This window comes from Candidatus Kuenenia stuttgartiensis (assembly GCF_900232105.1).
Lineage (GTDB): Bacteria > Planctomycetota > Brocadiia > Brocadiales > Brocadiaceae > Kuenenia > Kuenenia stuttgartiensis_A.
Map to the genome: position 1 here is coordinate 3,109,747 of NZ_LT934425.1, position 23,510 is coordinate 3,133,256.

General features: G+C 40.4%; 17 protein-coding genes. 9 read left to right on the forward strand and 8 right to left on the reverse strand.

All coding sequences use genetic code 11. From position 1 onward, the window contains the following. The first annotated feature begins 162 nt into the window (after window positions 1-162). The 8 genes from KSMBR1_RS14540 to KSMBR1_RS14565 all read left to right on the forward strand — a co-directional run bounded on the left by KSMBR1_RS14540 (window position 163) and on the right by KSMBR1_RS14565 (window position 6,557). A complete protein-coding gene (locus tag KSMBR1_RS14540) occupies window positions 163-981 on the forward strand; it encodes a nucleoside phosphorylase (protein WP_099325967.1) in 819 nt (272 codons plus the stop codon). A 134-nt stretch (window positions 982-1,115) separates the two neighbouring features. Next, a complete protein-coding gene (locus KSMBR1_RS14545; RefSeq protein ID WP_099325968.1) occupies window positions 1,116-1,673 on the forward strand; it encodes a hypothetical protein in 558 nt (185 codons plus the stop codon). 114 nt (window positions 1,674-1,787) lie between these two features. Continuing rightward, window positions 1,788-2,984, forward strand: coding sequence for an adenylate/guanylate cyclase domain-containing protein (locus tag KSMBR1_RS14550; RefSeq protein ID WP_099325969.1), 1,197 nt, complete (start codon window positions 1,788-1,790; stop codon window positions 2,982-2,984). A 292-nt stretch (window positions 2,985-3,276) separates the two neighbouring features. Beyond that, window positions 3,277-3,432: a hypothetical protein gene (locus KSMBR1_RS21155; RefSeq protein WP_157820626.1), complete on the forward strand. Its 156-nt coding sequence runs from the start codon at window positions 3,277-3,279 to the stop codon at window positions 3,430-3,432. 113 nt (window positions 3,433-3,545) lie between these two features. Continuing rightward, window positions 3,546-3,659, forward strand: a complete 114-nt coding sequence (locus KSMBR1_RS23565) for an addiction module protein (protein ID WP_099327079.1) — start codon at window positions 3,546-3,548, stop codon at window positions 3,657-3,659. Continuing rightward, on the forward strand, window positions 3,656-3,808 hold the full coding sequence (locus tag KSMBR1_RS21160; RefSeq protein WP_157820627.1) for a hypothetical protein: 153 nt from the start codon (window positions 3,656-3,658) through the stop codon (window positions 3,806-3,808). Before KSMBR1_RS23565 ends, KSMBR1_RS21160 begins: the two co-directional genes overlap by 4 nt. 553 nt (window positions 3,809-4,361) lie before the next feature. Beyond that, on the forward strand, window positions 4,362-5,525 hold the full coding sequence (locus KSMBR1_RS14560; protein WP_157820628.1) for a HEPN domain-containing protein: 1,164 nt from the start codon (window positions 4,362-4,364) through the stop codon (window positions 5,523-5,525). Window positions 5,526-5,762: 237 nt separating this feature from the next. Beyond that, entirely contained in the window at window positions 5,763-6,557 is a 795-nt protein-coding gene (locus KSMBR1_RS14565) for a DUF6602 domain-containing protein (RefSeq protein WP_197705214.1), read from the forward strand. A gap of 250 nt (window positions 6,558-6,807) precedes the next feature. On the opposite strand, the gene KSMBR1_RS14570 is transcribed toward KSMBR1_RS14565, so the two are convergent. Next, window positions 6,808-7,002: a ribonuclease toxin HepT-like protein gene (locus KSMBR1_RS14570; RefSeq protein WP_099325972.1), complete on the reverse strand. Its 195-nt coding sequence runs from the start codon at window positions 7,000-7,002 to the stop codon at window positions 6,808-6,810. 207 nt (window positions 7,003-7,209) lie between these two features. Between KSMBR1_RS14570 and KSMBR1_RS14575 the strand changes: the two genes are divergently transcribed. After that, window positions 7,210-9,477 carry an IS4 family transposase gene (locus KSMBR1_RS14575; RefSeq protein WP_157820629.1) on the forward strand — a complete coding sequence of 756 codons (2,268 nt, stop codon included), beginning with the start codon at window positions 7,210-7,212 and terminating at the stop codon, window positions 9,475-9,477. A 144-nt stretch (window positions 9,478-9,621) separates the two neighbouring features. On the opposite strand, the gene KSMBR1_RS14580 is transcribed toward KSMBR1_RS14575, so the two are convergent. From KSMBR1_RS14580 to pglX, 7 genes are all read right to left on the reverse strand, one after another. Continuing rightward, window positions 9,622-9,918 (reverse strand): nucleotidyltransferase family protein, encoded by a 297-nt coding sequence (locus KSMBR1_RS14580; protein ID WP_099325974.1) that lies wholly within the window; start codon window positions 9,916-9,918, stop codon window positions 9,622-9,624. A gap of 90 nt (window positions 9,919-10,008) precedes the next feature. Further along, window positions 10,009-12,033, reverse strand: coding sequence for a protease Lon-related BREX system protein BrxL (brxL, locus tag KSMBR1_RS14585; protein WP_099325975.1), 2,025 nt, complete (start codon window positions 12,031-12,033; stop codon window positions 10,009-10,011). Between the two features lie 11 nt (window positions 12,034-12,044). Beyond that, window positions 12,045-14,603, reverse strand: a complete 2,559-nt coding sequence (locus KSMBR1_RS14590) for a PglZ domain-containing protein (protein ID WP_099325976.1) — start codon at window positions 14,601-14,603, stop codon at window positions 12,045-12,047. 15 nt (window positions 14,604-14,618) lie between these two features. Then, window positions 14,619-18,272 (reverse strand): BREX system P-loop protein BrxC, encoded by a 3,654-nt coding sequence (gene brxC / locus KSMBR1_RS14595; protein WP_099325977.1) that lies wholly within the window; start codon window positions 18,270-18,272, stop codon window positions 14,619-14,621. 23 nt (window positions 18,273-18,295) lie between these two features. After that, window positions 18,296-18,673, reverse strand: a complete 378-nt coding sequence (locus KSMBR1_RS14600) for a toxin-antitoxin system TumE family protein (protein WP_099325978.1) — start codon at window positions 18,671-18,673, stop codon at window positions 18,296-18,298. Further along, window positions 18,661-18,960, reverse strand: a complete 300-nt coding sequence (locus tag KSMBR1_RS14605) for a hypothetical protein (RefSeq protein ID WP_099325979.1) — start codon at window positions 18,958-18,960, stop codon at window positions 18,661-18,663. The genes KSMBR1_RS14600 and KSMBR1_RS14605 overlap by 13 nt, the downstream gene beginning before the upstream one ends. A gap of 496 nt (window positions 18,961-19,456) precedes the next feature. After that, window positions 19,457-23,506 carry a BREX-1 system adenine-specific DNA-methyltransferase PglX gene (pglX, locus tag KSMBR1_RS14610; protein WP_099325980.1) on the reverse strand — a complete coding sequence of 1,350 codons (4,050 nt, stop codon included), beginning with the start codon at window positions 23,504-23,506 and terminating at the stop codon, window positions 19,457-19,459. Window positions 23,507-23,510: the final 4 nt, after the last annotated feature.

Below are 23,510 nucleotides of genomic sequence, written 5' to 3' on the forward strand. Positions count from 1 at the left end.
TATAGACAAGTTGTTTTTTTTAATGGAAGAATATTGTATACAGTTTTATTTTGGAAGATGTGTTAATTCCTGTTACATTATACCCGATACCTGTTTAAAGAAAATGTTCTGCGGCATAATAAAATACGGCAGAAAATACGATAATTTTTGTATCGGGTAAATATGACAAGAAATTTTACCGGAAATTGGTTTGGTAAAGACGATCATTCACGTTGCATAATTTCACCTGTTGATTGTTTAAGCAACGGGCAACCCGACCTGCGAAAATCCGCAAAAATTGGCGAATGTTTGGTGATGTTTGAAACGAATGCTGGCATCCCTTATGTAAAAAGGCGATTGAAAGCCAAGAAAAATGTTTTTACACTGCCGGGTTTTATTCCTCATCCTGATGTATATAGTGTCGAAGGGAAAAATACTGTTTCTTTTATACAAGGCGGATTTGGCGCTCCTGCCTCCGTATGTACTTTTGAAATAGCGGTAGCGTTGGGGTGTAAATGTCTTTTCGTGTTTGGATTGTGTGGCGGAATAGGAAAAAATCTGGAAGTGGGCGATATTGTAATTCCGACAGAAATTATCAGAGAAGAAGGCACCTCTTACCATTATGCATCGGCAGAAACAAACGCATTACCCGATAAAGACCTGCTGGATGAGTTGAAAGATTATCTTTGCCAAACCGGGGAAAATAGTGTTATGTATGGCAAAACAGTCAGCACTGACGCAGTATTCAGACAGACAAAGGCCAAAGAACTCTTCTGGAGAAAAAATGGCATTATTGGAGTGGATATGGAAACCTCCGCATTGCTAACTGTAGCCGGATTCCACAAAATACCTGCAATAGGCATGCTTATTGTGTCTGATAAACATAATCTGGAAAACGACGCACCCTGGAAATGGGGAGGAAATGGTTTTGCAAAAAACCAGTGTAAGGCAATTAATTTATTAGTTGAGTTTGCAAGGAATACCACACGTTTATCAAATTAGGCTGGGTTTTTAAAAGACGAAAACTCAACGGCATTCATTTTTATCCACCTCTCAACCCTCCCCGCAAGAGAGGAATTTTATAAGTCCCCTCTTGGGAGGGGCAGGGAGGGGTTTGTTCATTACGATAACTTTCTATGAAAGATATAGAGTCCCGCTATAAACGTGAAAACAATTCCTATCTCATCGAGATAAAATTAAAAGATATACGTCAGTTATTCAATACGTTTGACCCCGCTCCCTTTAGAGAGAAAGACATGGATGATGACGCGGAAGAATATATTGTTGCTTCCGTTAGAGAATTTCCTCTCGATACACTGCTTAAATTAGTTATTTATTTGCCTGAGAATTCCAGAGAAGAAGCGATACCGTTCATACCGGATGCAATTCGTAGTTATTTTAACTACCGGTTCAATACTTCTAACGAGGAGTTGAGCTTTATACTTAAAAAGGGACGTATTTCATTGTTAATCGGTATTTTGTTTTTGTTTTTTTGTATCAGCACTGGAGCGGTTATTGACCGTATAGGAGATGGGATGCTGGCGCAAATTATTAAGGAAGGATTGCTCATTAGCGGCTGGGTAGCCATGTGGCGTCCTATTCAAATATTTTTATATGATTGGTGGCCCATACGATACATGAGCAAGTTATATGATAAAATCAGTAAAATGCCGATTGAAATAAGATCCCTCTGAAACCGCAACTTGTGCGTTTCGGCGGGGGTGAATATCCGTTAAAAAAAATAGCAGTATAGTAGAAAGCCTTTTCAAAAGATAATTTTTTACACTTTATCGCAGGGAGTAGAAGAGATGTCTTTTCTAGAAACAAATGATGCACAAGGAGATAGTACTTCGGGGAATAGGGCGCCGGAGCCGAAAGAAAATTGTGACCATGAAAGAATACACGATAAAATAATGGACACTTTATTACAAACCCCAAAGGCGGATGAGGAAAAAGGTGAAAAGGAGACAGTAGAAATCGGGAAAGACGAAACAATTCCGCATGAAGAAACAAAAAATGACAGAGAGGTAGTTCAGGCGCAAGCAGAAAGTGCTCTGGCGTATGTGGAACAAAATGAAGATCCTATGATTGAAGAGTTTGTTGAAAAGGCAAAAGAAGCGATACCAAACATGGGCGAAAAAGCCAAACACCTCCATACCACGCCAAATGACATAGAAAAACTCATCGAACAAAGGGAATATCTGGAAAGCCTCCTCAAGGAAAAATTTACCAAACGCATGACGGTAATGTTTACCGACCTGAAAGGTTCGACTGCCATTGCGGATGCGGAAGGTGATATCGCAAGCCGTACTATTATGAAACAACACAATGACGTCCTTTTCCCTATTATCAAAAAACATGACGGCATACTGGTAAAGACGATGGGAGACGGTACGTTGTCTTATTTTGAAGATGCACAGAAGGCGCTTCGCGCTGCAGTCGAAGCGCAAATAGGTTTTGACAGGTACAATATAGAAAAGAAACCCAAAACCCTCCTTCTCGTTACCATGGGTTTGCATACCGGAGATGGCGTAGTGGAAGAAAATGACATTTTCGGGGACGTGGTAAATGTTGCATCGAGAATTGAATCGGCATCCAATCCGGGAGAGATATACCTTTCTGAAGACACATACAACTCGCTGACAAATAAGTCCGAAATATATATCCGATTTATAAAATCCACTACGTTAAAAGGCAAAAAGGGAGAATTCAGACTTTACAAAGCCTTCTGGGATGAAAAAGAAATCGAATTGGATAAATTCGATACAAAGGAAGAAGAGATTGTTGTTAAAAAACGTTTCCCCTTCGTAAAGGTATCGATGATGGTTTCAATACCGCTCATGATCTCTTATTTGCTCATGCTGGGCGGAGTCATACCCAACCCGTTTATAGCATTAACCGCATCAAAAACAGAACTGCGCTCACTTTCAACAGATATTTCCGATGAATACATAAAAAAGACATCAGAACACACCGTTACTATCATCTTTGATAACGAAGAATGACTTCAGCGGCATAGCCAGAGCCAAACAAGCGCAAAACGCAAAATATGAAGGGTGAAAATCAGTAGAGTAGAAACAGATGACGAGGACTTAACAAAACGCTAAATCATTCTGCTATTTACCGTTATATAATCATTGACAACTTTTTTATTCTGGGTAGCATAATAGCGTTAAAAAAGATTGTAACAGCACAATAAAAATAATAAGAGAGATTCATACTCATCTTTTTTGTATGAAAATAATATTCGTATAGTAAAAATAACGTATTTTGATCCTTAATAAATAAGGAGATATTATGATTATTCCTGAAATTAAAAAAATGTCTACCGTTGAACATTTACAGGCGATGGAAGAATTATGGGATGCCTTGTGCCATGAAGAACTTGGCGCGGCCTTTGGCCGCAACCAAATTCAAAATACGAATATCGAAATACGAAACAAATTCAAATGACAAAAAACCCAATGCTCCAAACTTTACGTAATCCTCATCTAATCAATGCCTTACGGTTATGCATTTTGAAAAACGAGCATAAAAAACAAGAAGTTGATGGATAGTAGTACGAAATCGAATCTCCTGCATGGCATGAAGAAATTCTTGACAAAAGGAAAAAGAAAATTGAGAGTGGCAAAGCAGAATTCATTTCTATTGAAGAATTAAAAACAAAAACACGTCAATGAATGTAAAGAAAGTGCTTGTCTTAAAAGAAGCGGCAATGGATTTAGAAGAAGGAAGGCTTTTTTATGATAGAAAAGAGAAAGGGATAGGTGATTATTTTTTTAATTGTTTAAAGGGGAGCATCCACTTGACTGTCCCATCCAAATTGTAACCACTTGATAAATAATTAGTTAAGGTACTTTAGGCTGATTGCTCAATTATTTCCGTTAAGTTATATATACTCAATATATTAAGAAATTTTTATGACAGTCAAGTGGATACCCCCTTTGTTTAATTTCTGATCTTGAATCTATCAAACTTTATGCAGGAGTGCATAGTAAGCGTTTTGGCTTTTATCGAATGCTTTCAAAGAGATTTCCGTTTGCCATTTACTATGAAATAGATAAAGAAATCGCTCGTGTTATAGCTATTTTGGACATGAGGCGCAACCCTGCCTGGATTCGTGGAAAACTTTCAGTAAGAAAAATTACATAGTCAATTTTTACAAAAGATATAAAGACTTTATAAAAATTAATATGAAAGGTATTTTAGTTTTACTCACGTTTTACTTAACCAACGGTAAGTATAGATAAATGAATGGTTGCAGGCATAGCAATATTCCCCACTTTCCTTAATTAATACTTAGAAAATTAAAACCCTGCTTCGTCTTTTTTTTACCCATGACTGATTTTGAAACTATTAAGCAAATACTCCAAGAGGTCACTTTGGCAATATCAAATAGAGTTAATGATTCCACCGATTTATGGGATGCTTATTTCGATTGTAACAAGGAAGGTCTCTTTAAAGAACTCGACATGGCAATCTTGGATTGCAAAGAATTAAAGATATTCGAAGATGCCAGTCTCTGTGTGGGTGATATTATTATTTTTTTCAATTTTGAACGTTTACGTGAGTGGTTGGTAATTCATTCGATGAAAACAGATACAAACAAATCTATTTCTGCTATCCAACGACTTTTACTCGGAGAACCCTTTTTTGCTACGGCAGTGCTAGCATTGGCTAGAGTATCACTCCCAAAAACAATTCAGCTTGGGAATAATGTCACCTTATGTGAGTTTTCTTCCAATGAATTTCTCAATCAATCTAAAGACGAAAATATTGAGCACCATGAGATTGACGTTCATCATATTAGTGCCGCAATCACTGTTGAATTCGAGCATCCGGTACATTTGGGACCACGCGGGCATTATAGACCTTCTATTTATATGGGCATGGTAGATGAATTTTTTTATGCGCTGCAAAAAGCCTATCGCGCCTTGTTGATTCTTGGCATTGTTCGACCACAACCACCTGCATTGGTTGGTCACGCGATCTTTGTTCCTTTGGATTTTCCCGGGGCATATAGCAAAAACCTTCACCATTCGGTAAAAATTGATTCATACTGGCCTCGACTTGAATTTAACGATGATGAGTGCTCTTTGGCAAAGTCCCTCTTTGAGTCTTTTGAAAATCTTAGTCCAAATCTTAGGGACTCGCTCTTTATACCAATGAGTCGGTTAAGATCAGCAATGACCGAGTTCAAAGACTTTGCAGATGCTGCTATTGACTTGGGCATTGCTCTTGAATCAATATTGATAAAATCTGACGAATCTACAGAAATTACTTATCGAATATCCATGAGAGGTGCACGTTTATTGGGTAAGACACTTGATGAACGACTCGATCTCAAAAAAAAACTAACTAAAATTTATGGAATGCGATCTAAGGCTGCTCATCGCGGTATAGTGCAATCAAAGTCTATAGATAAGGAAGTATTACTTTTAAGGGAAGGATTTAATCTAACGGCAAAAGCAATTCAAATTGTACTCACCAATAAACTTTATACCGACAAAGACCTTGATTCACTCTTATTACAATCAGAATCTTAATACAGGAATAGTGAATATTTTCTATATCTATTACACTATGATAATTAATAAAATGTTCATTATCTGGATTTATTATGTACTTCTGCCTATATAAAAATTGTTTTAAATTTTTTTATTCTTTTAATGGCAATACATTAAACTTTTATATTTATTCTCAATGTTTTTACAAAAGATGTATTATTAAAATTCAATATGAAACGTTCTTTTAAGCATTCTCCGAACACTAAAAACCAAATTATGCACCAAGAAGAAAAAGCAATCCTTTTGTCTGTAGATCGTGCCCTTTCCTCCTCATCAAATTCACAAACGATCGGAAGTAATGGCGAATTACCACTAATTCAATTTTTCAATCGTTACTTACCTCTTACATTAAAAGCTACTACTGGATACTTTATCACGCCATCAGGAATATTATCGCCACAAATTGATATTATAATATTTGATTCAAGATACCCATTGCTTTCTGAAAACACCGATGGATCCGTTTTAACCATGCTTCATTCAGTAATTGCGTGCATAGAAGTTAAAACGAATCTCAAATCAAGTGATATTAAGAAAGCATGGACAAATAGCATCAAAATAATGCAATTGGCATCGGAAATAGAAGGATACGGAACAATTTATGGTTGGCAATCAATCCTTAATAGTTTAATTGCTTATCGTTGCAGACAAACATTAGATACTATTAAAAACGTATTTAAATCCTTACGTACAAATCCTCGTTCAAATCTATTAACAAATTTCTCGATAGAAATTTTACGTATCCCTGAAAAGAAACAATCTAATAAATTCGAATTTGGTGGGTCGTTGCACTTTGAACCATATAAAAATTCAAATAAAGATAGTGCTTTTGTTGAGTTTTTACCTACTTTTGCTAAAAGCTATTCACCTCTTTCAGATTTTTACTATCGCACAGTTTATGATTGTTATTACACATTAGGTCGGAGGAATTATTCATACAATGAAATTGGATGGCATTTCACAAAATATATGTCATGGGCAACTGCTTCAGTAAATTTAATAAATAAATGAACTGTGACCAAATTGTGACCGAACCCTGCGGAATCGAAAGGAATGAGAAGGAACTAGCAGAAAAATTTCTATGTTGTAAGGTTTATGTTATAAATAATTACAGTCGTAACAGACACAAAGCCAGTTGGTTATAAAAAATGCTAAAAATGACCTTTAAAGAAATGGGGTTCAAGAGGTCGTGGGTTCAAATCCCGCCACCCCGACCAATAAAATCAAAGGTTTCAGAAATTTGCCACTCTCTTCTTACTCCCTAATAAGGGATTGCCATATGTCTTTGCAATTGTTTATGCCAGCCTTCTCCTTCCGGCCAGTTCTTGTCAACCGCAATAGCGATCCGTTCAAAAATCTTTTCGATACCACAATAGAAATCATGAAGAATGCTTCCCGCAGCCCGTGTTTCAATAGAACCGGGATTTTCAGGTAACTCACGGATTAGTTCTTCCATCTCTTGTATGATCCTTTTGCAGATTTTAGAGTTATATAGCCAAACAAATATGATTTTAGGAATTTGGCAATAAAATGGCTTTCTAAAAAACAGATTTATTTGACTAAGCATACTATACAAGCACGCCCCTTAATTCCCTCTTTACAGCCTGGGGATGACCCATATTTTTTGCTGGACACCGTGTTAACCGTATGTTACACTGTGTACATGCATAGAGTAGGAGGTCGAATATTTTCAGATGATGTAATAAAGCGTTTATCAGAAACTATCCAAAAGGAACCGTGCCTATCGCGTCGTAAACTGTCGCGTCTGGTATGTGAATGGATGGACTGGAGGAATCAAGCGGGCCGTTTGCAAGAGATGAGTTGTCGCAAGGCGTTGTTGGAATTGGATCGTCGTAAAGAGATCAATCTTCCAAAGGTTAACAGGCATTATGCATTTCAAAAAGTCAATAAACCTGCGGAGGCGCCTCCGATTGCGGAAGTGTCATGCGAGCTAGCGGAGTTGGGGGACGTAGAGATTATACGGGTTACAACGAGAATCCATTCGAAACTTTGGCGTAGCATGTTAGAAGCGCATCATTATCTTGGAAGTGGGCCCCTATGCGGGGCGCAACTTAGGTATCTTGTACGCAGTGAACATTACGGATGGATAGGAGGGCTAAGTTATAGTGCCTGTGCCAGACGGGTGGAAAGTCGCGACGAGTGGATAGGATGGACGGAGGAAGCACGTAAGCGGAATCATACGTTTGTTATCAATAACAGTCGGTATTTAATAGCGCCTACGGTAAGAGTAAAATGTTTGGCATCGCATGTATTGGCAAAATGCCAAACACGTTTGGTAGATGATTGGGAAAGAGTGTATAAATATCGTCCTGTACTTTTAGAAACCTATGTGGAACGAGGACGGTTTTCCGGAAGCTGTTATCGGGCAGCTAACTGGAAGTATGTTGGAGGCACGGAAGGTCGAGGACGAAAAGGAACAGGTGCAACGGTCAAAGACGTTTATGTTATGCCGTTGCAAAAGAAATGGCAGGCGGTGTTGTGTTGTTGTGCCGATGGCAAAGTACATGTTCGCCAAAGAGTGGCACAAAAAGAGCCTCGGGATTGGATAGAGGCGGAACTTGGAGGAACAAAATTGGGCGATGCACGATTGACATCAAGACTTTTAGAAATGACAGGTATGTTTTATGACAAACCTTTGGCAAACATTCCGCAGGCGTGCGGTTCAGTCAGTGCGACTAAGGCTGCATACCGATTCCTTGACAATGAGTATGTAGATTGGAGGGCGATATTGCAAGCTCATTATGAGGCCACGGAAGAGCGTGTGAAGGAGAATAGTTTGGTTTTGGTAGCGCAAGATACTACGACTCTGAATTATAGCACACATCCGAATACGCAGGGGTTAGGACCAATAGGTACTAAGAGTGAAAAAGTTCGTGGACTGATGGTGCATGATACGATGGCGTTTACTGAAAGTGGTACACCCTTGGGACTTCTGAATGTGCAATGCTGGGCGCGGGACGGAATAGGCAGCAAACATGAACGACACAAGAAGCCTATCGAAGAGAAGGAAAGCTGGAAATGGGTGGAGAGTTACCATGCAGTATCGCAAGTACAGAAACGCTGTCGAAACAAATCTTTGCTGGTGGTTGTGGCAGATCGTGAGGCCGATATTCACGAGGTATTCGCTGAGCAGTATAATACGCCTGATGGCGCTCAGTTGCTGATCCGTGCAGAACGTTCGCGCAATAGAAAGGTTGTTGATGATAAAGAATCATGCGAGTTTTTGTGGACTAAACTGGAACAGCAACCGGTTATAGGTACCCGCGAAATATTGATACCTCCGAGTGAGAAACGCTCCGCACGTCAGGCAATACTTATGGTACGAACGATGCCTGTTACGCTACGCCCACCTATGCTAAAAAAGAATATGCCTGCGGTCAGGGTGTGGGCGGTGCTGGCGCAGGAAGTCAATGCGCCTATAGGAATTGATGGGTTAGAATGGATGCTGTTAACCACAGTTGCGGTTAAGCATGAAAAAGATGCTTACGAACGTTTGGAATGGTATGCTCGCCGATGGGGTATTGAGTGTTATCATCGTATTATCAAGAGCGGTTGTCGTGTCGAGGCCCGGCAGTTGGAGAGTGCTCGTCGTCTATGCAACGCTTTGGCCATTGATATGATTATAGCTTGGCGTATCCATTACCTGACTACTTTAGGACAAGAAACACCTGATGTCCCTTGTACTGTCTACTTCAGCGATTCTGAATGGAAAGCATTGACAACTTTTGCGAACAAGGTCAAGGAGCCTCCTGATTTACCTCCAAGCCTCAATGATGCCGTGCGGCTTTTAGGTAAACTTGGCGGTCATCTGGGCCGCCGTGGTGATGGCCATCCCGGAAGTGAAGTACTTTGGCGAGGCATGTCACGTTTGGCTGATATTGAAGTTGCTTACGAACTTTACACCACTTAGCCTTCAGCTCAATTGGCCGTACAACTACGGTGCTATTGAAATTTGTGGGTAAAGATTAGCTTTACAGCTGGGGACTGGGAGGTGTAAATTTTTCGAAAACCTTATTTGTTTGACTATATTTCAATGTCCTTCTTCAGTCGTTCCCTATCCGTAAACAAGTTCCCCTTCCTTTATTGTTTTTCCCTTTAAACTTTCAAAGGCATCTTCAAATGGAATAAGATTAATTTCGACACCGGGGGGCAGGAGGTTGTTCAATTCCGACAGCGCTTTTATATAAAACTCAGAAGGCAACCCTTCGGCAACCAAATCAATATCATACCTTTCATGGACAATACCATCTACAAGCGATCCTATAAGGAAGACTTTTTTAAACTGATATTTGTTAATGAGTATTGCAATACATTTATTTGCCAATAATTTTAATTCTTCTTTTTTACGCATTGAGTTCGTTATGGCAATAGAAAAGTGTAATTAGAAGGACAATTCATGAAGAAACACCGTTCTTTATATCCGTGATAAGAATACTTTCTGCTAATCATCCATAACCTTCTGCGCAGCAACCATAGGTTCTCCATAAAATATCGGGTCCACTCTTTCTACAACATCCGCCGGTACATCAAAGAAGTGGCGTTTGTTTTCTATGGGAATACAAGCCCTTCTTGCTCCGTTATCCATACCTACTTGCAGTGGCTCATTCAAAGACGGTAAAGGCTTAATATTGCCCTGAATACTTAAGTCTCCGAGCACCAATGTTGCCGACCTTAATGGTCGTTTTTTCAAGGCAGAATACATTGCAACAAAGAAGGCAACGCCTATCTGACAATCAATATTTGTATTTAGTAAGTCTACACCTTCCACATGAAAATCTGTTGTATCTATATCTCTTCCAATTCCGAACTCAACTTTATGGCTTTTAAGATAATCAAAAGCCCTTGATAGGGAGTCTTTCATCGACTTGCTCAGTCCTCCTGAACTTTTTAGCTTTCCCGTACCGGCCGATATACCTACCTCTATTCGATAGAGTGCTGCTCTACCATCAGTGCCGACAAATGTCGTATATGCGCTTCCCGGTGGTAACGGATCTGTGGAGATAAGATCACGTCCCCCTTCTTCTGGAACACCGACAAACCGCTCTTCCCGTATCTCCTGATCGATATATGAAAAGCTGGTATGGCTATACTCATAAGAGAGCATTTTCTTCAATTGCTCTTTTACCCGACGCCTGCATTCCAATGCAATTTTCAGGTACTCTTCTAATTCTTCTTTAATGAATTCCCCGTTAGGGTGTAGCAGTTTAAGAAAGCCTGATACTGTCTTTCGTACAGCTTTGGAATCTCTGGCATTAAGGTGGGTTCCCAGAGCGAAGTATTTATCAACGGATTCTGTGAAATTCGCCTTGCGGAGTTCTCTGAACGCTTCAGCGAGGTAATCAACCACAAAGCCATAGTGATCAGTGAACATCTCCGCGGACATCTTTGCTATTTCCCACCCTGGAAGATAGAAATGCAATCTATCTATTAAGGCCGGATCTTTGAGTCCGTCAGGAAATGGTTGAAATAGATGGCTCGATTTGACTAGAATGTCAACTGGCTGATTAATGTTTCCTAACATACAAACACTTGCTTTTGCAGATATCTCTTCCCGGCCACGACTGAAAGAGCCAGATTCAAGATAATCCTTCATGATATCCACGACATAGTTATCATCAAGGTTAATCCCGCCTACCTCATCAAACGCAACCACATCCCAAAGTCCTACCAACCCAACCTTTCTGGTGCTCATGTTGTAAAACATGTTTGCTACCGTTGTTTTTCCGCCACTAATTAAAATGGCATAGGGTGTTGTCTCTCTGTATACAAAGGACTTCCCTGTACCTCGTGGCCCTAATTCAACAAAATTATAGTTTGTTTCGACCATCGGGATGAGTCTTGATAAGTAGAGCCGCTTAATACGTTTGTCCATTCCCGCTGGTTCCAGGCCTATAGAACGAATCAGAAGATCAATCCATTCTTCTGTTGTGAACCCGGAACGCCCAGCCAGATACTCATTGTGATCATACGAAGCAAGCTGAATCGGATTAATTTTCGTTATCCAGAAAGGACTTCTTTTACCCCTCTGTTCCTCATCGTAGCGATAAATCATTTCAACCTGTGCCCAGATACCGCCTTCAAGAAGCCGTTCATATTGTTTTACAAAGTTATCTGGAATATGGATTTGAGTATTGCTGAAATTCACAAGCTCTGCCCAGTATTTATCCTCGCTGGCGAGAAGCCGGACTTTTACCTTATCAATGAAGGTGTAGCTCCCCTTCTCTTTTACCCATGATTGTGCCTTATTAGCTTCATCTGGATTAATGAAGTTTTTTGCCAGAGTATTATTAACCAGGCGTAGCCCTGACTCAATTGCCTGTGTGTCGTCTGTTGCGCAGTATTTTCCCAGCAAAAACTCAAGCACATAGACAGGCACATTCGCGCCAACCTTCACCTTCCTTACGAGGTCTTTGCGAACAACTTTACCTCCAAAAAACTCATTTGTTTTTTTGTCAAGGATTGCCATGTGTATTCCCTCTAAATAATTAGGTTGACTACTATATTTTCTAGCCGCGCAAGTTCCACCAATGTTTCAGCATCCACTAAAACCAAATATAGAACATTCTGAGCAGGTTCTCCCGTAAGCATTATTGTCACGAGGTTTGGTTTGTTCTGTTCCAAAATGATGTCCTTTGTTCCATCTTCGTATCCATATACTGCATGAACTGCCTCACCTACATCATTCTTGCCAGATTTTACCGCCACTCGTACCCGTTTCTTTGTTTCCGAAGTTCCCAGAAGTTTCCGTTTAGCAGGCGATTTCCAAACAAGCTGTACAGAGAAAAGCCTGTTCGTGATTTTTGCTTTTTCCAAAATTATCTTGATTTCTGGCGCCGTTGGTAACGGTACAACTTCAGTTTTAGTGATTTTGATGATTGGAACAACCATCTCTTGTAACGATATTCCGCCATGGAAATACGGATTCTCTGGTCCTTTAACCATAAAACATGCGATTCTACGTGGGAATACCAAATCGTAATTGCCAGAGAGTCCAACATCGCTTTCTTTAAAACGTATATACGCATTACTTGCCTGTCCGCCATTCCCAATCCATGCTCTACGATGAAGTGCGAGTTCTTCTCCGCCTGGTTTCTGTATCTTATTGCTTGGTTCGATTTCGTCTAGAAATATATAACCATGATCAGCAGTAACTATAAAGGTATCAACACCCAGTACCGATAAATTCACTATGGCTCTGCGAATCTGCTCTAAAATGTCCTGCATGGTTCGATGTGCCAGCGTTGTATTCCCCCGTTCACATATCTCATCGATTTCCTGTGAAGTAACCAATATAAAATTGCTTGCGGCAATCTGATCTTTAAGTTTTTTACGTGGTTTCTGAAGCGCCTCAATTTTTACCTCAACAACTTGTCCTTTTAAGTTTTTTGTCAGATAGTTTACTCTATCCTGCCGCGTAGTAATTATAGTATCACCGCACCTAACCGCCAATTTACCTTTGTTCTCCAGAATAGCAAAGTTTTCTTCTGCACCGGGGAGAAGGGATGCCATTCCCATTTCCGTAATTCCTGGGATTGTTGCGATAGCCGGTTTCAATTCGCTGTGAAAATCTGGCCCAAATCCCGATACAAGTTCCGCGGCCATTTCATAGCGCAGTGCATCTACCCAGATATATGCTATCTTATGCTTACCAACTAGTGGCTTAACTTCCCTGCTAAAAGTATCGCGTTGAAGTTGAAAACCAAAGCCAAATTCCGGGAATTCTGAATCCTGTAAAAATTCTGCCAGATCACCAGCCATGTTTGTATAAAATTGCCGTGCTTTGGCAATGACCTTTTCAATTGGGCTGTTTTCGTCCGAGAGATCTATATTATATCGCTCATATCTATGTTCCAGTTCACGATGAAACCTATCCAACTCATACCATGGTAAAGTAGTTCTGCAATAATTCTTAATCAAGTCTTTGGGTAAATATTTTTTACCTTTAAGTTCTTTTTTTATATCCCCGGTTTTGATACAAATACTAACGACGGTCTCCAGGATACTCCATTTCAACATAAGCGTTTCTTCGGTACGCGGCCAAAATGAATCTTTTTGCGCATCAACTAATTGAGTAGCTTGAAGTAAAGCATTTTCTAAAATGAGTTTACAAGCCCAATCTATTAGCTTGCTTTCTGTTGATAAAAATGTCTGGGATTTGACAAGCTTTTCAGGTGGGATAGAGAATGCCGCAACATTGCATTTCTGATCAACCATCTTTGACACGTCAACATAAGAATCCTTATGCTCAATATCGCTTCGCCATCGCTGGGCAAGTTTTGATGTATTTTGCTTATGCGATTCCAGTGAAGGAATGTCCATTTGTGATATTACTGATGGAATGCCATCATCATCAATGTTGTTTACTAAATCTCCTAGCAATACATACCGAACGAACCTTTCCCTGGTCTTGTCAGGAATCTTATCTGTCGTGTCAAAGCCGAATGAGTTTTTGAGAATTGCCTGAAGTTCCTGTATTGCGTTTTTTTTGACGATATTGTCATCAATTTCCGGTTTTGTTAGAAATAGGTAAGCAATCTCTACCGGATCAATACTTCCGAAGATCAATTTTACCGTTCCTGATCCAATCTCAGCTCCATGTTCAGCGATACCCTCTACATCATCATAGGTCAGACTACCGGATGCAATCTGTTTGCAGATATTTTCTGCTGCATCTGGCATTATGGGCTTAAGCACTGCACGTGCTACAACCTCAAGGCGGGTATTCTGATTTATAGACGGATGACCCGGCTCAAGCACACAGCCGGCTTTCTCTATTTCTATAAGGGCGTTGTCAGTCTCGCTCCTTTCTTTCGCGACATAAACCAGTATTTTTGGTGGTGTTATTCCATCAAGCATCGGTTCTAACTGGTATTTGAGTTCAAAGAAGCTATCGTTAAAGTTGAACAGTTTTGCACCAGTGTTGAGTGTTTTAACGATCCCCTGATAGTGTTTCTCCGGATCATACCATACCACTATTCCGAAATCCTTCACCTGCTTTGTTATGAGTTCTTGAAGGTAATCGGTAATCTTACCCATGGCGTTACCTCCATTTTATTGGAACGATATTTTGTATCCTTCGGCCAGCATTTTCATCATCTTTTCCTTAAGTTTTTGCAATGCAATTTCAACGTCTTCTTCTTTCTCAATATATCCTGATATAATTTCGGACGCCCGCAGATATTCGATTTTGCCAGAATCGGTAAGTTTCTCTATCTGTCGGGCAGCATTATCCTTCATACCCTGAATTGCAAGCAGGTCAGAATCCATCTGATCAATTGTTGCCCTGCATTTTTCACAAGCGCAGGTATCTTTGAGCATCGCTTTCTCGCAACAACGTTCGATAAAGGGTGCCAACAATATATTTTGCTCTTCCTCACTCAGGAGAGCAAAATTAACATGCCCTTTGACAGATTCGATTGCCTTTTCAACCCTTTCTTTGCGATGATCATGCTTCTCGCTATAAGCTTTTATGTATACTGCATAGATCCCCTGCGTATTTAATCTGATAGCTTCAAGTTTATCATAGAAGTTTTCCGAATTGAGTGCAATTCTAAGCGCTTCTGCCTTCTCATAAACTTCACCATCCAGTCCCAATTTTTCCAACATTGGTATTATTGTGGAGAGAGCAGCTTTGGCATTTTGGACGTTTTTCATATCTTCATCAGACATGACATCTGCAAGACGGCGTATTTTCTCTCTTAATTCCTTGTAGGACATGCCCTCCCCGGCAAGTATCTTTACGCAGTCGTCAATGTCACTGTTCAATACACTGTCTATAGTCTGCCTGAATTCGCTCAGTGTATCTTTAACCGGAAGCCCAAGAGCACTGACCTGAACCTGAAGCGGCAGGAGTATTTCTTTGTCATCTTTTGCTAACTCCTTAAATGCGGATGCGATTGCTTCTTCTTCGATGTTTACTTCATTTCCGGTTATTTCCTCATAGTGCTTTGCTGCATCTGCACGCATTTTAAGATCAAGCGTTTCGCGGGGTGCAAACGTCGCTGACTTGAATGCGCGATTGCTGATAAACGGTAATCGTGCATCAGGGTCACTATATCCCCTGTGCCTTACAGCCTGATGGGTTACCTCAATGGCGCCTCCACGAAAAAGCACTGCAAGCACCAGACGGAGAATGTCGCCTTCCCAGCCATAATCAAATCCCCGAAAATGCTCTTCCAATGAATTTCCTGTGACCTTAGTACCATACGAGTGTTCATTTTTAATATAGTTGAGAATCTCCTGCGCAATTTCAGCGTTTATGTTCGGTTGATATTTGTTATCGTGTTTTACCACGAGATTAAGCCCGTCGTCTTTATCATAAAAGATAGATGGCAGTCCTTTTAGATTAGCCGCGGTCAGTATCTTTTCAGGTTCATCTCCCTTAATTTTCCGGGTACCCATTTCCAATTTTGGGTAGAGTTCCGGCACTGCGGCATCCAACATCCCTGTAATTATTTCTGAGATGGAATTTCCCAACTCGCTTCCATCTTTTTCTACACCTCTGAATAACCCGGAGCCTGATTCTATAACTTTTGTGATTTTACTCCGTAAATCCTGATGGATGCGGTTTTCCCGCTGTTTCTCATCCTCCAAACATGCACTTTGCTCCGGAGAAATTTGATTGTGTGCGCGAATCCTGGAGTAAGTAGCGATCATCTCATTAGACCTGTACTTCTCCTCGATAAGGCGATAGATATCCTCATTTACCGAAAACACCCAAAATATTTCGTTGTTGTGTGAATCTTGCCGGCTTTGCACACGCAACTGCTGGTTTTTCTCTTTGAAATCGTTTTCGTTGTCTGCGATATAGATTGATAACGGTATATCCCCCTCTTCGACTTTCTCGCCGTCTATAAAGAGGCCTACCCTGAAAGTCCTCATGCCCTTGTAGCTGTATGTGCGGGTCTTTGGGGCGCTGAATATTTCCTTTATACTCTCCTGCTTAATGATGTTCCTCTGTTTTGGTTTTGGAGATAAACTTGCCCGCTCTGTGTCCCAGTTTTTCTCCTGGACTGTGAGCAGTTTGTAGCCTTCCTCTGATGCCCTTATTATTTGCGCCTTCTCCAGTTCTGTGATAGCGTCCTTTACGTCACTCAGAATGGACCCTGAATTAACCGAAGGATGCAAAACAACAGCGATGTTGTGCGCTGTTCTGGGTAGGTTTTTTACTGCTTCCAGGAGTGTAATAGCTTTGGTTACCTTAAGTGCCATCTCGTTGTTGTGGATGTGCCTGGCAACACTGTCCACTTCCCGGGTTACTTCCACAGGCAAAAGGCTTCCTGCGTAGAGTAGCTCATACACCTTGTCCAGAGTCACCAGATTACCTATCTCCTGATCAGCGAGATTTGTCCTTGGATGGATAAGCATTTCCTGTGCTTGCTTTATAATTGTTCGGTTACTGCCGCCTATATGCTTCTGTGCCCCGCGTTTTTGTCTGAGTCCTGCGACTATGTCAATACACAGCTCTATTTGATAGGGTAAATACGGATAGAGGTTAATAAAATCTTCTTTTGTAATAGTAGTGTTCCTGCTTGTACGTTCCAGCTTGCAATAGGTCTTGAGATGCCCCTCATTTTTGTCAAATAACTCACAGAGACTCTCATATCCTTTATCTTTCTTTTCAAGGACGCGTTTTGCTGTAACTTCCTGGATATTGGATTGCTTAAGGTCTATTGGAATGGGGAATCGGTCTTGCAGACGTGCAAGCTCAATAATCCTCCCCCCCATTGCATCCACGACCTCATTCAGCTTCTCCTGTGATGTTACCACGATCCAACACGGTGCGACAATTTGCTTCGCCTTAAACCTGTTTTTGCTTTCCCTGCCAAATGCCTGTACCACTGCCTGTAGATCCAACATCTTCTGGACACTTCGGGATACATACTGTCCTACTTCATCAATAATAAATACCAATCCAGCGCCGGGTTTGCGTTTGGCCATAAGCTCAAAGGCACGCTCCGCGAGTTTATTGGGTGTGATGTCAGCCCTGCCGATGAAGTTTCCGGAATCTTTCTTTATCCCAAGAGAATTTGACCAGCTATCTTCCCGTGGGAAGACGTTCGGCATCATCTTGTACAGGATAGCGCTGGCCTCAGAGATTCCCATTGCCATATCCCGTTCCTCTTCCCATGTAGCCGGGCTATACTCTTTGTTGAAGAGAGAGACGAATTCCTTAAGTCTGCCTTTGGCTTCCAGGGTGATTTCAAGCTCCGCCAGATCAAAATCCTCGGCATATCCCAATTCTCTCAGCAGGGCTTTATACATTATTTCCGTGATCTGCTCATTGGCGGTGCGTACGCCGCGGTCCATGGCGACGTCAAAGATTATGGCGTGAATTGTGAAGCGGGAGTTGATGTTCTGGAGAAAATTGGTGATTTGCTTATCCTGGACGTTCTCTATAAACCATTGGGAAGCACTCTGTGTTATGATTTTGCGGTTTGCCAGTGTGTAGCCAAGTATCTTGGCAAAGGATGATTTACCAGAACCGAAAAACCCTGACACCCAGATACCAATACCTTCATGTGGTTCTGAAGGGTATTCAGCAACAGCATTGTACACCTGGCAGAAATGGTCTTTGATGTCCGGGGTTGCCACGTATTCCTGTATTTCATTTTTAACAGTTCCCTCGTCATGCTGGTCTACCTTTATTACCTCTTCTATCTTACGATAAATATCTTTCCGAAACAGGTCTTTAATTATTTGCATAGCTATCATGCCTTTATATTAAATTACTTTGCAAAGGATCTTACTATCTCGTTTATGACTTCTGTAATATCTACATTTTTGGAAGGTAAAACTTCATTTTGAATATGCTTGTGATGTGGATAGGTTTCAATTTCTGTATAATGTTCTGCATTATCATATCTAAAAATTAATTTCTTGTCATGAGCCTGATAATGATAGGAATAAGCCAGTCTTTTTAAAGCGGGGATAGCAATAAAGTACTCTTTAAAATGCAGTTCACTTTTATCAGCAAATATAATCTCTCCTTTGACATACAATGCAGCATCGCCTCTATTTTCCGACTGAACATTGGTAAGGAGTTTAAACGGCACATTACTGAGAAATTTATCCAATTGAGCAAGATACTCTTTTATGACTGACATATCTCAATGTTTTCAATTATTGACAATTTCTGTTTAAGTTCATTTACAAGTTTTTCTTCTGCCCACCAGTTAAAAGTATCATCATCCTCTTCAATTTCCCTATTTCTGAACTTTTCAATGAAGACACTCGTAGAAATTCCGTATTTCTCTTCATATTTTTTTGTTTTTGATAAGGACATTTCAATGGCAAATTTTATTCTTCTTTTTTCCTCTTCCAGCCCTCCGGCCAGAAGTTCCTTAATTGTTTCTGCTTCACCTGAAATACTTTTTACATTTAAAGTAACCATATCATATTCACCTCTAAATAATTTTCATTTATTCACTACAATTCATTGGCTCCTGCATGGCAGGACAATAAATGCACAACTAAAAACAGTCACAAATATGTCATTTGTGACTATCTATTATAATGTTTTCTATAAAAATTTGTGTAAGAAATGGAGAAGAGAGAGAATAAAAGTTTTTGTAACGCTTTAGTTTTTTGTTTTTTGAAAAATCCAAGGGGACATAAAAAACAATGTAGCCCCGTTAGGGGCGATCTGTTTGTAGCACAATAAAATTCAATAGGGTAAATAGCTCCGTAGGAGCGGCCTGTATATGATTGACAGGAAAACAGGTCGCTCCTGACGGAGCTAATATCTGTTATGGCTCCTATCTTGCTACAAACAGGTTGTTCCTACGGAGTTTATAGGTAATACCTTTTTCAAAAGACTAAAGTGTTACAAGTTTTTTGATATTTGTTTTTTCCCCCTTTTCCCCTACTTCACCATTCCCCACTTTTTATTATTCATAACCATGCGCTATGGCAAGGGATTTGTCCTTTTTGCATTTTGCTTTAACTCTTTCCGACCAATACTTCATTGCAATATGTGCCCAGTCATATTTACCAGATTCCAAATCTTTCCAGTATTTTGGAGGCTCGCTCCATGGTATCACAGTATGAAGCGGTGCCATGTTTAATATCACTCCATCGTCAAAGTTTGGATCGTAGCCCATCTTTGCAACCTTCTCCAGTTCCTCTTTGAACTCTGTTATCTCCTGCCTTAATTCATCTAGCTTTTCCAGTTCCTTTTCATAGGTTAGCTTATCTCTTCCGTCAGTATTTACGACCTTTTGAGATACCTCTAAAATCTGGCTGGAAATAAGGTTTAGCTTTGGCTCAACGTAGTTCCGTAATATTTTAAAAAGGGTGTCGTTATCCAATTTGTGATAATAGAGCCAAATTCCATAGTTTTTCTTTTTCGTTTGGAGAAGCCAATATATCGGTGCTTTGCGACGACTCTTTGAGTATCTTTTGATATGAAAGTCAAAGAATCTCTTTGGTTGCCTGAAATAGTCACGAAGGCTTTTTACATCAAGAATCTCCAATATCTCCCGCTCTCGTTCGTCCGCATGTTCACCATAGATTAAAACCAACACTTCATGCACTTTTTTTACAATATCATTGCTGTGTCCTTCATCATCAACTAAAATGCCGTTCCAATCAACCTGTATCGGGTAATCTTTGTCAGCAATAGTGGGATTTGGCACGTCCGTTGGAACATCAAGCACATTAACCCGCCTTTTTAGCCATGCTTCACTGACGATACTCCCCAAAGTCGCAGGATAACCATCTGGAGAGAGGAGCATTCCAGGTGAGCATACAGGCATCGGATCAAATGGGTTTGCGAGTTTTGGAATGAGTGATTTATCTAAAGCCATCCGCACATCCCAACGACCAAAGACGGCACCAATGCACCACATAAGCAGATTTTGAACACGATCAACAATGCTTTCGGAAATGATCTCTTCTTCAGTTTCAGCTTTGTCTGATTCCTTTTCCACTTCATCTTGTACTTGAATAGTTTGTCCTAATTCGTGTTCAATAATTCTGCGATCAGTAAAATCAATATCATATAAGTCATAGATAATATTATTGACTTTCAACTGTATACAGACAATTTCATTATTTTTTTTGATTTCTTTCTCTTGAATATCTTCACTCGTTTCTGATAAAGGGATGTTAATCAATCTAAGTAGAGGTGGAACTAAAAAAACATGAGTTGTTTCATCGCCGTAATAAAGTGATTGTTGACAATTAACGATTTTTAACGACAATTCTGTTAATTTATCGACATTGGGTTTCTTAACTGGTATTCTCTGCACTTGACCAACTTCATAACCATGTTGAGCTCTTAGCATCATAATAAACTTCTCAGTCAAGGTACTATTAAAAAAACCCAAAGCATTTAATAATCCAAATTCTGAGAAAATCGCTATTCCTTTATGGCTAAAAATACAACCTGCGTTCATCTCTCTTGAATTGAAACGTCTATTTACTAATGGATATGTCAATCCAGAACGAAAGTAATAATCTGGATTTCTAATTACTGAACCTGCAAACAAATACAGTTCTCTACCTTTATATTTATAATTTACTACCAAATGAATATCTGAATAATATGGAGAATACTCTCCACCCTTAACAAAAGTTGCCCATCTTTTATTTGCTGTCTGTTCTACGAAAATAGTTTGCTGCTCAGAAATATTTTCGTCTTTCACATTTAACCAATCAGCCCATTTTATTGCGTTAATATCTGTTGGTTTTACTTCCCAGTTTGCACGAACAAAACGAAAATCATCAGCAGTTGCAAGCCCTTGTTTTACTGTTCCCCCATTTCCTTCAAATGGTGGAAACTCCTTAAACTTATTCCTGATCCTATCGCAGACCCAATAGGAGAAAGGTGTATTCGGCACAAGGGAAAATGAGTCCAATTGTATATCAAAACGTTTCTCGCTTTGAGCATTCTGTATAGCTTCCAACAACTTTTCGCCTTTAGCATCAACATCATCCTTTAGTAATCTAAAGAAAATTGCTTTTCTTCCGGTTGCGGGAGTTTTTTCGATTGTATAAGCGGCTGTTTCAACCATCGCCTCAAGGACACCGAAACCAAAATCTGCAACGGCATGTAAACTTGATTCCTTCATCAGTATCTCTTCTCTCCACTTTGTAAAGCTAGAAAGGAAAAAGCCTGTCCTGCTTGAGATAATCCCAATAAAGCCTTTATCATGAAGCAATTGAAGGATCCGCTCTACAAATGCGGCATAAACATCATTTTTGGTTCGGGGGTATGTCTTGTCAATATATCCCCTAGACGGTAAGCTTGCTGCTCCAAACGGTGGATTCATCAAGACAACATCAAAGCGATTCTGCAACACTTCTACAAACTGAAACCCCCTGATTGATTCCTCTGCAAACAGCCGTCTGCTATAACCGTGATTTTCTGCTTTAACTTTCTCCGCATAATCTCTCAGGGCAGAAAAAACCTTCTCCTCTGCCTCTTTGAAGAAATCCTCATCTTTTATCTCTGATAAGGAGAGCGATAATTGCCTGGGCTCTGATTTTCCAAAAAGGGGCACTTGAACCGGCTTCAGCGGGCCTTCCCATTTTCGCTTTGCCTCTTGTATTGCTGCTCTCAACTCCTGCTCTATTTGTAATAATGAGCCTGCCTCACCAGCAAGCTTCATCTTTTCCCATACATTTCTCACCAGATCACCCAAAAGGGCAGGTTTTAGCGTGGAGACAAAATCCTCAAAAAGCTTCTGGTTACCTGGCATTGGTTCCGCACAAATAAAGTGTGCATTCCTTACTCTTGGTCTGTCTTCCCTGCGTATCTTGACCCACTCCCTCTGCGCCCTGAGCCAGAGGGCAAGGGCGGCAATCTGAATTGCTCTCAGGTCAATGTCTATGCCATAGAGGTTATTTTCGAGTATCAGGCGAGGGATCTCACGCTCAAATGCATCTTTATCAGGATAATCTTTCTGTAATGCTATTCCCAGGTCTTTATCGTCATAAGCCTCTCTGTATATAATCATCAGCAGGTTAAATACATACAGCAGAAAATGCCCGCTACCGCATGCCGGATCAAGTATCTTTAGCAATCGCGGGTCTTTTTTCTCACGGAAAGGAACCTGAAAGCTATCTGCTTGTGCAGCCGGTTTTTCATCCCTCTGAAGGAATACCTCATTCCTGGGCTTGACCATATATTCGCAGTATTCTGAAAGCCTGGTATTCCCCTGCATAATCTCATACCACATCCTGCCGAGGGTATTATCAGTGAGAAACTGCACAACGTATCTTGGCGTATAGAATTGATTGCGGAATGCCAGTTCCCAGGAATTGCGTGGTGCAGAGCTTTCAGCCCTTGCCTGCTCCCTGATCTCTTTTGGCGTGAAATATTGATAAATCCACCCGATGGTTTCATCAAAATCCCATATATTGTCAATCTCCGGATTATTTATGATTTCTAAAACAGCCTTTAATGCCCGCGGTCTTGGAAATACATAAGATGAAAGGTCTTCCTGGTCAAAGAGGACTTTAATCTCCTCTGCAACTTCTCTGCATTGGTACAAAATATAATCCTGGTAAGCAATGTCTATGTCATCAAGCTGTGATAAATCAGTCTTTTTTAACACATCCACCACGTAGTGGACGAAACCATTGGATTTGCTGCCGCGGGAAACAGTCTCCCGGATGACCTTTCTCCGCTCCATGAGTTTCAAGGCCACAAGACGGTTCAGGTGGGTAAATGTCAAACCAAGTATCAATCTTTCCACAGCTTCATGTCTCTTGCTTCCGGCCACAGTTTCCCGCTCAATGACGTATGCAAATCCTTCACGGGCTTTTATTACGTTCTGATCATCTTTGATTTGTGGCAAGCGGGAGATATCTTCGATAGTTCCATCTTTGTGCAGTCCAAATGCACCTTCAAGTAACTCACCTATCTCCTTTAAAAGCGCTTTACGCGCATCCTGCACCATCTTTTTTATTTTATTACGGATTTCTTTATCCACCAGA

Excerpts from the sequence above, each read along its gene's own strand:
- KSMBR1_RS14575 (WP_157820629.1), top strand. The coding sequence starts at position 7,210 with ATGCATAGAGTAGGAGGTCGAATATTTTCAGATGATGTAATAAAGCGT.
- KSMBR1_RS14540 (WP_099325967.1), top strand. The coding sequence starts at position 163 with ATGACAAGAAATTTTACCGGAAATTGGTTTGGTAAAGACGATCATTCA.
- KSMBR1_RS14600 (WP_099325978.1), bottom strand. The coding sequence starts at position 18,673 with ATGTCAGTCATAAAAGAGTATCTTGCTCAATTGGATAAATTTCTCAGT.
- KSMBR1_RS21160 (WP_157820627.1), top strand. The coding sequence starts at position 3,656 with ATGAATGTAAAGAAAGTGCTTGTCTTAAAAGAAGCGGCAATGGATTTA.
- KSMBR1_RS14580 (WP_099325974.1), bottom strand. The coding sequence starts at position 9,918 with ATGCGTAAAAAAGAAGAATTAAAATTATTGGCAAATAAATGTATTGCA.
- brxL (WP_099325975.1), bottom strand. The coding sequence starts at position 12,033 with ATGGCAATCCTTGACAAAAAAACAAATGAGTTTTTTGGAGGTAAAGTT.
- KSMBR1_RS14550 (WP_099325969.1), top strand. The coding sequence starts at position 1,788 with ATGTCTTTTCTAGAAACAAATGATGCACAAGGAGATAGTACTTCGGGG.
- KSMBR1_RS14590 (WP_099325976.1), bottom strand. The coding sequence starts at position 14,603 with ATGGGTAAGATTACCGATTACCTTCAAGAACTCATAACAAAGCAGGTG.
- KSMBR1_RS14545 (WP_099325968.1), top strand. The coding sequence starts at position 1,116 with ATGAAAGATATAGAGTCCCGCTATAAACGTGAAAACAATTCCTATCTC.
- brxC (WP_099325977.1), bottom strand. The coding sequence starts at position 18,272 with ATGCAAATAATTAAAGACCTGTTTCGGAAAGATATTTATCGTAAGATA.
- KSMBR1_RS14565 (WP_197705214.1), top strand. The coding sequence starts at position 5,763 with ATGCACCAAGAAGAAAAAGCAATCCTTTTGTCTGTAGATCGTGCCCTT.
- KSMBR1_RS14570 (WP_099325972.1), bottom strand. The coding sequence starts at position 7,002 with ATGGAAGAACTAATCCGTGAGTTACCTGAAAATCCCGGTTCTATTGAA.
- KSMBR1_RS14605 (WP_099325979.1), bottom strand. The coding sequence starts at position 18,960 with ATGGTTACTTTAAATGTAAAAAGTATTTCAGGTGAAGCAGAAACAATT.
- KSMBR1_RS21155 (WP_157820626.1), top strand. The coding sequence starts at position 3,277 with ATGATTATTCCTGAAATTAAAAAAATGTCTACCGTTGAACATTTACAG.